Source organism: Massilia sp. LXY-6, assembly GCF_051233485.1.
In the GTDB taxonomy this organism is placed as follows: Bacteria; Pseudomonadota; Gammaproteobacteria; order Burkholderiales; family Burkholderiaceae_D; genus Telluria.
The window spans coordinates 1-12,148 of the sequence record NZ_JBKFGF010000070.1 but is presented as its reverse complement, the minus strand read 5'-3'; the positions used below and the strand labels follow the sequence as shown (position 1 = coordinate 12,148).

At 65.5% G+C, this 12,148-nt stretch carries 9 protein-coding genes and 2 pseudogenes; 8 read left to right on the top strand and 3 right to left on the bottom strand.

Annotated features, from left to right (window positions below; genetic code table 11):
• Nucleotides 1–7: 7 nt before the first annotated feature.
• The 3 genes from ACI48D_RS24210 to ACI48D_RS24200 form a co-directional block, all read right to left on the bottom strand.
• Nucleotides 8–1,216 carry an acyl-CoA dehydrogenase family protein gene (locus ACI48D_RS24210; protein WP_435573796.1) on the bottom strand — a complete coding sequence of 403 codons (1,209 nt, stop codon included), beginning with the start codon at nucleotides 1,214–1,216 and terminating at the stop codon, nucleotides 8–10.
• Nucleotides 1,217–1,224: 8 nt separating this feature from the next.
• Complete coding sequence (locus ACI48D_RS24205) at nucleotides 1,225–2,406, bottom strand: acetyl-CoA C-acyltransferase (RefSeq protein ID WP_435573795.1); 1,182 nt, start codon at nucleotides 2,404–2,406, stop codon at nucleotides 1,225–1,227.
• A 61-nt stretch (nucleotides 2,407–2,467) separates the two neighbouring features.
• Nucleotides 2,468–4,585, bottom strand: coding sequence for a 3-hydroxyacyl-CoA dehydrogenase NAD-binding domain-containing protein (locus ACI48D_RS24200; protein ID WP_435573794.1), 2,118 nt, complete (start codon nucleotides 4,583–4,585; stop codon nucleotides 2,468–2,470).
• A 313-nt stretch (nucleotides 4,586–4,898) separates the two neighbouring features.
• On the opposite strand from ACI48D_RS24200, the gene ACI48D_RS24195 reads away from it, so the two are divergent.
• From ACI48D_RS24195 to ACI48D_RS24160, 8 genes and pseudogenes are all read left to right on the top strand, one after another.
• Nucleotides 4,899–5,708, top strand: coding sequence for an IclR family transcriptional regulator (locus tag ACI48D_RS24195; RefSeq protein ID WP_435573793.1), 810 nt, complete (start codon nucleotides 4,899–4,901; stop codon nucleotides 5,706–5,708).
• Between the two features lie 88 nt (nucleotides 5,709–5,796).
• Entirely contained in the window at nucleotides 5,797–6,960 is a 1,164-nt protein-coding gene (locus tag ACI48D_RS24190; RefSeq protein WP_435573792.1) for an ABC transporter substrate-binding protein, read from the top strand.
• A 62-nt stretch (nucleotides 6,961–7,022) separates the two neighbouring features.
• The gene (locus ACI48D_RS24185; protein ID WP_435573791.1) at nucleotides 7,023–7,895 is read left to right on the top strand and encodes a branched-chain amino acid ABC transporter permease; all 873 of its coding nucleotides are present in this window, start codon (nucleotides 7,023–7,025) and stop codon (nucleotides 7,893–7,895) included.
• On the top strand, nucleotides 7,892–8,875 hold the full coding sequence (locus ACI48D_RS24180) for a branched-chain amino acid ABC transporter permease (protein ID WP_435573790.1): 984 nt from the start codon (nucleotides 7,892–7,894) through the stop codon (nucleotides 8,873–8,875). Before ACI48D_RS24185 ends, ACI48D_RS24180 begins: the two co-directional genes overlap by 4 nt.
• Nucleotides 8,862–9,611: an ABC transporter ATP-binding protein gene (locus ACI48D_RS24175; protein ID WP_435573789.1), complete on the top strand. Its 750-nt coding sequence runs from the start codon at nucleotides 8,862–8,864 to the stop codon at nucleotides 9,609–9,611. The genes ACI48D_RS24180 and ACI48D_RS24175 overlap by 14 nt, the downstream gene beginning before the upstream one ends.
• A complete protein-coding gene (locus ACI48D_RS24170; RefSeq protein ID WP_435573788.1) occupies nucleotides 9,604–10,305 on the top strand; it encodes an ABC transporter ATP-binding protein in 702 nt (233 codons plus the stop codon). Before ACI48D_RS24175 ends, ACI48D_RS24170 begins: the two co-directional genes overlap by 8 nt.
• Nucleotides 10,306–10,353: 48 nt before the next feature.
• Nucleotides 10,354–11,982 (top strand): annotated as a pseudogene (locus ACI48D_RS24165) (electron transfer flavoprotein-ubiquinone oxidoreductase).
• Between the two features lie 28 nt (nucleotides 11,983–12,010).
• Nucleotides 12,011–12,148: pseudogene (locus tag ACI48D_RS24160) on the top strand (acyl-CoA dehydrogenase); the annotation flags it as partial.

The window sequence follows — 12,148 nt, the reverse complement described above, 5'->3', positions numbered from 1 at the left end:
CTTGCCCTTACAGTCCGAGGATCATCTTCGAGATGATGTTTTTCTGGATCTCGTTGGAACCGCCGAAGATCGACAGCTTGCGGTTGTTGAAATACTGCGCCGTGGCCGCCGCCGCGAAGTCGGGCCCGAAGCGCGGGCCGTCGAAGCCGGCGTCCAGCATCTCCTGCGTGAACGGGCGCGCATGCACGCCCATCGCGCGGCGCGTGAGCGACAGGATCTCCTGGCGGATCTCGGTGCCGCGGATCTTCAGCATCGAGCTTTCCGCACCCGGGACGCCGCCGCCGGCCACCGCCGCGATCACGCGCAGGTTGGTGGTCTTCATGTTCTCCAGGTCGATCTCGACCCGCGCGAGGCGCGCCGCGAACGCCGGGTCCTCGGCCAGCGGACGGCCATTGCGCGTCTGCTGCGCGGCGATGCGCTTGAGGCGCTCGAGCGCCGCGACCGAGAAGCCGACCCCGGCGATGTTGGTGCGCTCGTAGGTCAACAGGTACTTGGCGCAGGTCCAGCCCCTGTTTTCCGCGCCCACCAGGTTTTCCGCCGGCACCCGGACGTCGGTGAAGAACACCTCGTTGACCTCGTGCTCGCCGTCGAGCGTGATGATCGGGCGCACTTCGACGCCGGGCGAGTCCATGTCGACCAGCAGGAAGCTGATGCCTTCCTGTTTCTTGGCTTCGCGGTCGGTACGCACCAGGCAGAAGATCATGTTGGCGTGCTGGCCGAGCGTGGTCCAGGTCTTCTGGCCGTTGACGATGTAGTGCTCGCCCTGGTCGTCGGTGCCGCGCACGGCGGTGGTCTTGACCGCCGCCAGGTCGGAGCCGGCGCCCGGCTCCGAATAGCCCTGGCACCACCAGTCGGAACCGTCGAGGATGCGCGGCAGCCAGTAGCGCTTCTGCGCCTCGTCGCCGTACTTGATCAGCACCGGCCCCAGCATGTTGACGCCGAAGGGGACGATCCGCGGCGCGTTCGCCAGCGCGCACTCGTTCTCGAAGATGAATTTCTCGACCGCGGTCCAGCCCGGCCCGCCGTATTCGCGCGGCCAGTGGTTGGCCAGCCAGCCGCGCCGGTTCAGGATGGCGTGCCATTCCTGCATGTCGTCCTTGCTCAGGTGCTTGCCGTTGGCGACCTTGTCCGACAGGCGGCTGGGCAGCTTCTCTGCCAGGAAGGCGCGCACTTCGTCGCGGAATCGTTCTTCTTCGGGGGTGAAATTCAGGTCCATGTTCTTCCTCAGTAAATCTCGAACAAGCCGGCCGCGCCCATGCCGCCCGCGATGCACATCGTCACCACGGCATATTTCGCACCGCGCCGCTTGCCCTCCAACAGCACGTGCCCGGCCAGCCGGGCGCCGGTCATGCCGAACGGGTGGCCGATCGAGATGGCGCCGCCGTTGACGTTCAGGCGTTCGTCCGGAATGCCGAGACGCTGCTGGCAATAGATCGCCTGCGAAGCAAAGGCTTCGTTCAGCTCCCACAGGTTGATGTCGTCGACCGTCAGGCCGTGGCGCTCGAGCAGCTTGGGTACCGCGAATACCGGCCCGATGCCCATCTCGTCCGGTTCGCAGCCGGCCACCGCCAGGCCGCGGAAAGCGCCGAGCGGCGTGATGCCGGCGCGCTCGGCCTGCTTCGCTTCCATCATCACGCAGGCCGACGCGCCATCCGACAGTTGCGAGGCGTTGCCGGCAGTGATGAACTTGTCCGCCCCCATCACCGGCTGCAGCTTGGCCAGTCCTTCGTAGGTGGTGCCGCGGCGGTTGCAGGTATCCTGGTCGATCGTCACCTCGCGCTGCGACACCGCGCCGGTTTCCTTGTCGGTCACCGCCATCGTGGTGGTGCAGGCGACGATCTCGTCACGGTAACGGCCGGCGAGCTGCGCTTCCTCGGTCTTGCGCTGGCTCTCGGCCGAGAAGCGGTCCTGGGCTTCGCGGGAAATGCCGTAGCGCGCGGCAACGATGTCGGCGGTGTCGATCATCGGCAGGTAGAGTTCCGGCTTGTTCTCCAGCAGCCAGGGATCGATGCCCGAATCGCCGCTCTCGCGGGTGCGGATGTGCGAGATGCTCTCGACACCGCCGGCGATCATCGACGGCGCGCCGTCGAGCACGATGCGTCCGGCGGCCATCGCGATCGCCTGCAGGCCGGAAGCACAGAAGCGGTTGACCGTGGTGCCGGCGATGCTGATCGGCAGGCCGGCGCGGATCACGGTCTGGCGCGCGATATTGCGGCCGGTGGTCCCTTCCGGGTAGCCACAGCCGAGGATCGCATCCTCGATCGTGGCCGGGTCGATGCCCGCGCGCTCGACCGCGGCGCGCACCGCGAAGGCGGCCAGGGCGGCGCCCGGGGTGATGTTGAATTCGCCGCGGTGCGCCTTGGTCAGCGGGGTGCGGGCGGTTGATACGATGACGGCTTCGCGCATGGTGTATGTCTCCAGATATGTTGTCGGTTGGTGCGCCCGGTTGTGCGGTTCGGTGCTCGGCTCAGCCGATCTTGTTCAGGCTGGCGAAATCGGCGCCGCGCTCGACCAGTTCGACCAGCAGCGGCGAAGGCTTCCAGAACAATGGGTCTTCCTGCGCGAATGCGCGGATGTCGGCCAGGATCTTCGGCAGGCCGACCATGTCGGCGTACTTCATCGGTCCGCCGCGATAGCGCGGAAAACCGTAGCCGTGCACGAAGGTCACGTCGACGTCGAGCGGACGCAACGCGATCTTCTGGTGCACCACGTTGGCGCCTTCGTTGACCATCGCGGCCATGTAGCGGCGCATGATTTCTTCGTCGGTGAAGCTGCGCGGCGCGATGCCGGCGCGCTCGCGCTCGGCGGCGACGATCGCCTCGACTTCCGGATCGGGCGTGCCGGCGCGGGCGCCGTCCGGATACAGGTAGTAGCCGCGCCCGGTCTTCTGGCCGAACCAGCCGCGCTCGCACAGGCGGTCGGCGATCTGCACGTAGCGCGCGCGCGGGTCGCGGGTGGCGGCACGGCGCTTGCGGGTGGCCCAGCCGATATCGCCGCCGGCCAGGTCGGACATCTGGTAGGGGCCGATCGGGTAGCCGAACCCGCGCACCGCCTTGTCGATCTGGTAGGGCGAGGCGCCGTCTTCCATCATGTAGTCGGCCGCCTGGCGGTACACCGCGAGGATGCGGTTGCCGATGAAGCCGTCGCACACGCCGGCGCGCACCGGGGTCTTGCGCAGCTTTTTGGCCAGTTCGAAGGCGGTGGCCACCACGTCGGGCGCGACCTTGGCCGGCACCACGATCTCCAGCAGCTTCATGATGTTCGCCGGCGAGAAGAAGTGCAGGCCGATCACATCCTGCGGACGCGAGATGGCGGCCGCCAGTTCGTCGATGTCGAGGTAGGAAGTATTCGTGGCCAGCACCGCGCCGGGCTTGCAGACGCGGTCCAGTTCCGCAAACACGGCCTTCTTGACGTCCATGTCCTCGAACACGGCCTCGATCACCAGGTCCACCTCGGCCAGCGCATCGTAGGAGGTGCTGCCGTGCCAGCGGGCCATCACGGCATCCTTGGCGTCCGCCGTCATGCGCTGCTTGGCCACCAGGCCGGCGTAGACTTTTTCCACGTTCGCGCGGCCGCGCGCCAGCGAGGCCTCGTCGCGTTCGATCATGGTCACCGGCAGGCCGGCATCCAGCACCGCGACCGCGATCCCGGCGCCCATGGTGCCGCCGCCGACCACGCCCACGCTGTCGATCGCGCGCGGACGGCTGGACTGGGTCTCGGGCGACTTGGCCGCTTCGCGCTCGGCGAAGAAAGCGTGCACCAGCCCGGCACGCTGCGGGCTGTCCAGGCATTCCAGGAACAGCTTGCGCTCGAGCGCGAGGCCTTCCGCGAACGGCAGGTCGAGCGCGCCCTGCACCGCATCGACGATCTTCGCCGGCGAAAACAGGCCGCGCGACTTCTTCGCGGTGTCGAGGCGCGCCGCCTCGATGGCGGCGCCTTGCGCTTCGCGGTCGGCGAGCGCGGCGGCGTCGCGGGTGAGGCGCACCGGCGCGCCGGCCGCCACCAGCTCCCTGGCATAGGCCAGGCCCTGCTCCACCGGATCGCCGTCGCCGACGCGGTCGACCAGGCCCAGCGCCAGTGCTTCGGCGGCGTCCACGTGGCGGCCGCTGAGCATCAGGTCGAGTGCGGCCTGTGCCCCGATCAGGCGCGGCGTGCGCTGGGTGCCGCCGGCGCCCGGCAGCAGGCCGAGCTGGACTTCCGGCAGGCCCATCCTGGCCGCCGGCAGCGCCAGCCGGTAGTGGGCCGCGAGTGCCACTTCGAGGCCGCCGCCGAGCGCCGGACCGTGGATCGCGGCCACCACGGGCTTGCCGCAAGCTTCGATGCGGTTGCAGACGTCCGGCAGCGCCGGCGCCATCGGTGGCTTGCCGAATTCGCGGATGTCGGCGCCGCCGATGAAGGCGCGGCCGGCGCCGACCAGCACGACCGCCGCCACCGCGGGGTCCGCATCGGCCGCCTCGATCGCCGCCAGCAGGCCGCTGCGCACGGCGACGCCGAGCGCATTGACCGGGGGGTTATCGATGCTTACCAGAAGGATGTCGCCGCGCTGCTCGCGCTTGACGACCGCAGTGGATGCGCCGGAATTCATGGATGCTGTCTCCTTAGGGTTATTTCGCTGTGCGAAACTCTGTTTTGAAATACGATTCCAAGTCAACGATACCTTATTTTTATCGCCAGTGTAAATGGTCTTGTTTTCCGTATTTACCGCTCCTGTGGCGCCGAATGAACGGCCCGCGATGCGGGTTATGCCAGGTTTTGCGAATCCAGGCGTAGCGGCCGATAATTTCGCTATGCGAACCGTCATTTCACAAAACTATTGACACTCATCTTTCGCATATGTGAGTATCCGACTCGACCAGGACGAAGATGCCAGGCAAACAGATGAAGCGGAGACAAGCAAGATGGACGAAGACATCCGGTCATTCGACGATGACGACAGCACCAAGGACCGCCAGTTCGTGACGGCGCTGGCGCGCGGACTGGAGATACTGCGCTGTTTCCGCCCCGGCGAAGCGGCGCTATCCAACAGCGAGATGGCCAAGCGCACCGGCATGCCCAAGCCGACGATCTCGCGCCTGACCTATACCCTGACCCGCCTCGGTTACCTGAACTATTCGCCCGACCAGGGGCGCTACCAGCTCGGCGCCGGGGTGCTGGCCCTCGGCCATACCCTGCTGGCCAACCTCGACGTGCGCAAGCTGGCCCACGCGGGCATGCAGCAACTGGCCGAGTACGCGCAGTGCAGCGTCGCGATCGGCATTCGCGACCGGCTGAACATGGTGTACGTGGAAGCCTGCCGCGGCAGCGCGGCCGTCACGCTGCGGCGCGAGGCGGGCTCGCGCATCCCGCTGGCCACCACCGCAATGGGCAAGGCTTACCTGTGCGGACTGGCCCAGGGCGAACGCGACTTCCTGATGGACCACATCCGCCTGCAGACGGAAGTGAACTGGCCGAGGATCAAGGCCGACATCGAACAAGGTTTCAAGGACTACCAGGACCGCGGCTTCTGCCTGTCGTCGGGTATCTGGGACGCGAACATCAGCGCAGTCGGCGTACCCCTGGTCTACGCCGACTCCGCCAAGACGATGGCATTCAACTGCGGCGGCCCGGCCTTCCTGCTGCCGCGCGAGCGCCTGGTGGAGGACCTCGGGCCGCGGCTGGTGCAACTGGTGCGCAACGTGGAAGTCAACATGGGGCGCCATATCGATTGATACACGATTTTCGGCGGGTGCAAGCCCGCCGGTGGGAGACCGGTCCGGCAGGACGCGGTCATGCAAGCAAATCAGAAAGGTGGAGACAATGAACAAGGCAAAAACGATCGCCCTGGCCATGGCGGCCCTGGCAGCAGGCATGGGCATGGCGCATGCAGACGAACTTCGGGTCGGCGTGGAAGTTCCCCTGACCGGTCCGTTGGCCCGGGTCGGCATGGGCACCGAGGAAGGCATCCGGGTTGCCGCCGAGGTCTTCAACAAGACCAATGGCAAGCACACGATCAAGCTCATCACGGTCGACGACGAGTCGGCCCCGGCCAAGGCGGTGGCGGCGGTCGAAAAGCTGGCCAACGAAAAGGTCCTGGCTGTGACCGGTGGCTATGGCTCGAACAACATTTCGCCGGCCTCGGACGCGGCAGACAAACTGGGACTGGTCTACGTCAGTTCCGGCGGCGTCGACGACAGCCTGGTCAACAGCGGCCGCAAGAACTTCTTCCGTATTAATAACTCGGCCGGCTACCAGAAGGCGCTGGTGGGCCTGATCTCCGACCTGAACGTCAAGTCGGTATCGATCGTCTATTCGACCAAGGAAGCCACCCAGAGCCTGGCGACGGGCATCGAGAAGACCCTGGCCGCGAAGGGCGTCAAGGTGTCGATGCATGCCTTCGATCCGGCGATCACCGACTTCAAGCCGATCATCAACAAGATCAAGCTGCAAGACCGCTCCGAGTTCATCGCCATGTCCGGCTACGAAAACGACTACGTCGGCATCCTGCGCGCCGCGCGCGTGCTCAAGCCGAACGTCAAGGGCATCGCCGGCGTGTGGTCGCTGGCGACGCCGAAGATGGCGTCGGACTTCCCCGACCTGATGCAGAACGTCTACGGCACCGCGGTCCTGCCCTACCCGGTCGCGTTCAACACCCCCGACGGCAAGCTGTTCGCCGATACCTACCGCAAGCTGTTCAACAAGGAACCCGACTACCTCGGCCAGTTCGGCTACGTGCAATCGATGCTGCTGTTCGAAGCCATCGCGCGCGCCGCCGACAAGGGCACGCTGCAGAAGAACGGCGTGGCCGAGGAAATGCGCAAGACCGATCGCCAGACCCTGATCGGCCGCGTGCAGTTCGACGCGAAAGGCGACAACAAGAACTTCACCCAGCGCATGGGGCAGCACCAGGGCAAGCAGATCGTGCTGGTATGGCCGAAGGATGCCGCGACCGGCAAGCCGGTCTATCCGGGCGTGCCTTGGTAAGCGCTTGCGCATAGTCGACGGGGGCGGCTCCGCCCCCTGGTGAATTTGAATGGGATGCATACATGTCTGAATTGATCATGCAAGCCGTGTATTCCGGTTTGCTGCAGGGCGGGTCCTATGCCCTGATCGCACTCGGCCTGGCGCTGGTATTCGGCGCCATGAAGATCATCAACCTCGCGCACGGCGAACTGGTACTGCTGGCCGCCTACATCGCCTACACCGTGGAGACCAAGTTCGGCGCCAATCCGCTGGCGGCGATTCCGGTGGCGGTCGTGATCGTGACCTTGACCTCGGCCGTCATCTATTTCCTGGTCGGCCGCATCAAGACCAACCGCGAAATCAACTCGCTGACGCTGACCTATGGCGTGGGCGTCATCCTGACCAACCTGGTGCTGCTGATCTGGAGCGCGGACGTGCGCGCCACCAGTTCGCCCTGGATGCAGGAAGCCTTCGTGCTCGGTCCGCTGTACAGCATGCGCAGCGAAGTGCTGTTCTTCGGCGTCAGCGTGGTGCTGATCGGCGGAATCTGGTGGTGGCTCTCGCGCAGCTGGTACGGCCGCGCGGTGCGGGCCGTCTCCAGCAACCGCGACGCTGCCAAGCTGATGGGGATTAATCCCGGCTTGACCGAACTGGTCTCGTTCATCGTGGCCGGCATCATGGCCGCCTTTGCCGGCGTCGCGCTGTTCAGCTATGGCGTCGTTACCCCTGCCTTCGGCGGCGTGTTGACGGTCAAGGCCTTCATCATTACCGTACTGGCCGGCATCGGCTCGATCCCGGGCGTCCTGATCGGCGCCGTGCTGCTCGGCGTCGTCGAGGCGCTGACCGTGACCCTGGCCAGCTCGGCGCTGCAAGAGCTGGCCGGCATGGGATTGTTCCTGCTGGTGCTGTTCATCATGCCGAACGGCCTGTTCGGCGCAACCCGGAGGCGCGGATGAAGCCCGATACCTTGCCCACCAAGCAAAAGCGCACTGCCCCCGCGCTGATCGCCGCCCTGCTGGCGGTGTATGTCGTGGTGCCGCTGGTCTTCGGCGCCAACAACTACATCATGAGCCTGGTGATCGCCTCGCTGGTCATCGGCGGCATCGCCCTGTCCTGGGCCCTGCTGGGCAACCTCGGCGGCATGGTCAGCTTCGGCCACGCGGCATTCTTCGGCGTCGGCGCGTATGCCTCGGCGATCTTCTCGATGCAGCATGGGGTGCCGGTATTCGCCGCGATGCTGCTCGGCGGCGCCGGCGCAATGGTCTCCGCGCTCCTGATGCTGCCGGTGCTGCGGCTGCGCGGACCGTATTTTGCGCTGGCGATCCTGGCGTATGCGCATATCTTCCGCATCCTGGCCAACGAATGGACCTCGGTCACCGGCGGTTCGGCCGGCATCTCGAGCATTCCGCGTCTACCGACGCTGTTCGGCTACGACTTCAGCAGCAGGGTCGGCAACTACCTGGTGATCCTGAGCATCGTGCTCGTATTCGCCGCGGTGTATGAGATGATCCGCCGCAGTCCGCACGGGCTGGCGCTGCGCGCGATGCACGACAGCGACGACGCGACCCGGGTCGTGGGCGTGAACAATACCCTGCTCAAGGCCATGATGCTGCTGGTGTCGAGCTTCATGTGCGGTGTGGTGGGCGCCTTCAATGCCCATTACATCAACTTCCTCGAGCCGGATTACGCCTTCAGCGCACTGTGGGTCACGATCCCGATCGTGGCGGCGATCTTCGGCGGCTATCGCACCATTGCCGGCCCGCTGGTCGGTGCCGTGGTGGTCTACCTGATCGACCAGCTGGTCGTCAAAAACATCATCCCGACAGGCCACCAACTGGTGCTGGGCGTGGTGCTGGTCGCGATGATCATCGCCAGCCCCGACGGCCTGCTGCCGCTGGTACGCAAGTTCATGAGGAAAAAAAATGCTGCAGCTTGAAAACGTCACCGTGCGCTTCGGCGGTCTCACCGCGGTCAACGACGTCTCGCTGTCGGTCGGCAGCGGCGACGTGGTCGGCCTGGTCGGGGCTAACGGCGCCGGCAAGACCACCTTGTTCAACGCGGTCTCGGGCCTCGTCCGCCCCACCGGCGGGCGCATCGTGTTCGACGGCCGCGACGTGTTGCGCGCGCCGATGTACCAGCGCGCACGGATGGGAATCGGCCGTACTTTCCAGATCCCGCAACCGATGCACGAGCTGACGGTGCGCCAGAACCTGATGGTGGCGCAGCGCTTCGGCACCGGCGCCATCGACGAGCGGCGCATCGACGAGATCCTGGACTTCACCGGACTGGCGCCGAAGGCCGGCCGCGATGCCGCCACCGGCCTGGCCCTGACCGAGCTGAAGGCGCTGGAAGTGGCCAAGGCGCTGGCCACCAATCCCAGCCTGCTGCTGCTGGACGAAGTCCTGGCGGGCCTGGAAACGACGGCCAAGCGCCACTTCATGAACATGCTCAAGCAACTGCACCAGCAGTTCAAGCTCGGCATCCTCATCATCGAGCACGACATCGAAACCATCAGCAAGCTGTGCCAACGCGTCGCCGTGCTGAATTTCGGTCAATTGATCGCCGAGGGCGAGCCGGCCGACGTGTTCAGCAATCCAGCCGTGGTGAAGAGTTACACCGGGGCCGATATCGGCGGGGATGCGGAACCGACTGGAGGAGCACGCCATGCTTGAGATTAACAACCTGCGCGCGGGCTATGGCGCGATCAACGTGCTGTGGGACCTGTCGCTGAACATCGAGGCGGGCAAGCTGACCACGATCATCGGGCCGAATGGCGCCGGCAAGACCACCCTGCTGCGAGCGGTGATGGGCCTGGTCCCGGTGTCGCAGGGCACGATCACGCTGGACGGAAAATCGCTGGGCGACATTCCGACCTGGAAGATGACCGAGGCGTCGATGGCGATGATTCCCGAAGGCCGCATGGTCTTCCGCGACATGACGATCGAGGAAAACCTGATGATGGGCGCCTTCGCCCCCCGCCACCGCGCGGCCGCGCCGGGTAACCTCGAGAAGTCCTACCAGATGTTCCCGCGCCTGCGCGAACGCCGCAAGCAGCTGGCCGGATCGCTGTCCGGTGGCGAGGCCCAGATGCTGGCCATGGCACGCGGCCTGATGAGCGACCCCAAGCTGCTGATCATCGACGAGCCTTCGCTCGGCCTGGCCCCGGTGATGGTCAACGAACTGTTCGACATCCTGGGACGGCTCAAACAGGACAAGCGTACCATCGTCCTGGTCGAACAGAATACGCAACGGGCAGTCGGCGTCGCCGATCACGTTTACCTGATGCAAAGCGGCAAAGTCGTGCTGTCCCAGCCGGCCGCCGAGGTGAGTCTCGACCACCTGCACAAGCTGTATTTCGCACGCTAAGGAGAACGGACGATGAATTTGATCGAACAATACGGTCCGCGCGAAGCGATGGAATACGACGTCGTCATCGTCGGCGGCGGCCCGGCCGGCTTGTCAAGCGCAATCCGGCTGAAGCAGCTGGCCTCGGAACAGGGCCGCGAGGTCTCGGTCTGCGTGCTCGAAAAAGGCGGTGAGCTGGGCGCGCACATCCTGTCGGGCGCGGTGATGGACCCGCGCGCGCTGGACGAACTGTTCCCGAACTGGAAGGAACTCGGCGCACCGCTGAACACGGCCGTTACCGAAGACCGCGTGCTGTTCCTGACCGAGACCAAATCCTACGCCACCCCGCACTTCATGGTGCCCAAGGCGCTGACCAACCACGGCAACTACGTGATTTCGCTGGGCAATGTGGTGCGCTGGCTGGGCCAGCAGGCGGAAGCGCTCGGCGTCGAGATCTTTCCGGGCTTCCCCGCCGCCGAGATCCTGTTTAACGACGACGGCTCCGTGAAAGGCGTCGCCACCGGCAACATGGGCGTGAACCGCGAAGGCGAACCGACCGACGCGTTCCAGTTAGGGATGGAGTTGCACGCCAAGTACACGCTGTTCGCCGAAGGCTGCCGCGGCCACCTGGGCAAGCAGCTGATCGCCAGGTACGACCTGGACAAGGGCAAGGATCCGCAGACCTACGGCATCGGCATCAAGGAACTGTGGGAGATCGACCCGGCCAAGCACAAGCCGGGCCTGGTGATCCACACCGCCGGCTGGCCGCTGGACGCCAGCACCTACGGCGGCTCCTTCCTGTACCACCTGGAGAACAACCAGGTCGCGGTCGGCTTCGTGGTCGGCCTGGCCTAACAGAACCCATATCTGTCGCCGTACGAGGAATTCCAGCGCTATAAAACCCACCCGGACATCCGCCACTTCTTCGAAGGCGGCAAGCGGATTTCGTATGGCGCGCGCGCGATCACCGCCGGCGGCCTGCAGTCGCTCCCCAACACCGTGTTCCCGGGCGGCGCCCTGGTCGGCGACGATGCCGGCTTCCTGAACGTGTCCCGCATCAAGGGCAGCCACGCGGCGATCAAGACCGGCATGCTGGCCGCCGACGCCGCCTTCGCGGCCCTCGGCGAAGGACGCCAGCACGACGAACTGGTGAGCTACCCGGCCGCTTTCGAGCAGTCCTGGCTGCACGAGGAATTGCACGTGGCGCGCAACTTCAAGCCGTGGATGAGCAAAGGTTTATATTTGGGCACGCTCATGACCGGCATCGACCAGATTCTGTTCAAGGGCAAGGCGCCGTGGACCCTGCACCACCGGCATGCCGACCACGAATGCCTGCGCCCGGCCTCAAGCTTCAAGCCGATCGCGTATCCGAAACCGGACGGCAAGCTGACGTTTGATCGCCTGTCCTCGGTGTTCATCTCGAACACGAATCACGCGGAAGACCAGCCGGTGCACCTGACCCTGAAGAACCCGGCTATTCCGGTCGAGGTCAACCTGGCCAAGTACGCCGGTCCGGAACAGCGCTACTGCCCGGCCGGGGTGTACGAGTTCGTCAAGACGGACGAAGGCCGCGACCGGCTGCAGATCAACGCCCAGAACTGCGTGCACTGCAAGACCTGCGACATCAAGGATCCGACCCAGAACATCGTGTGGGTCACGCCGGAAGGCGGCGGCGGGCCGAATTATCCGAATATGTAATCCACTTTCACGATCGAAGAGAACGACGATGAGCCAAACAAAAGCCGTATTCCATTGGGATGACCCGCTGCTGCTGAACGCGCAGCTGAACGACGAAGAGCGCATGGTGCGCGATGCCGCCAGCGCCTACTGCCAGGACAAGCTGAAGCCGCGCATCCTGGAAGCT

Bases quoted from the DNA above. Each gene is read 5' to 3' on its own strand.
- ACI48D_RS24210 (WP_435573796.1), bottom strand. From the start codon at position 1,216: ATGGACCTGAATTTCACCCCCGAAGAAGAACGATTCCGCGACGAAGTG.
- ACI48D_RS24205 (WP_435573795.1), bottom strand. From the start codon at position 2,406: ATGCGCGAAGCCGTCATCGTATCAACCGCCCGCACCCCGCTGACCAAG.
- ACI48D_RS24200 (WP_435573794.1), bottom strand. From the start codon at position 4,585: ATGAATTCCGGCGCATCCACTGCGGTCGTCAAGCGCGAGCAGCGCGGC.
- ACI48D_RS24195 (WP_435573793.1), top strand. From the start codon at position 4,899: ATGGACGAAGACATCCGGTCATTCGACGATGACGACAGCACCAAGGAC.
- ACI48D_RS24190 (WP_435573792.1), top strand. From the start codon at position 5,797: ATGAACAAGGCAAAAACGATCGCCCTGGCCATGGCGGCCCTGGCAGCA.
- ACI48D_RS24185 (WP_435573791.1), top strand. From the start codon at position 7,023: ATGTCTGAATTGATCATGCAAGCCGTGTATTCCGGTTTGCTGCAGGGC.
- ACI48D_RS24180 (WP_435573790.1), top strand. From the start codon at position 7,892: ATGAAGCCCGATACCTTGCCCACCAAGCAAAAGCGCACTGCCCCCGCG.
- ACI48D_RS24175 (WP_435573789.1), top strand. From the start codon at position 8,862: ATGCTGCAGCTTGAAAACGTCACCGTGCGCTTCGGCGGTCTCACCGCG.
- ACI48D_RS24170 (WP_435573788.1), top strand. From the start codon at position 9,604: ATGCTTGAGATTAACAACCTGCGCGCGGGCTATGGCGCGATCAACGTG.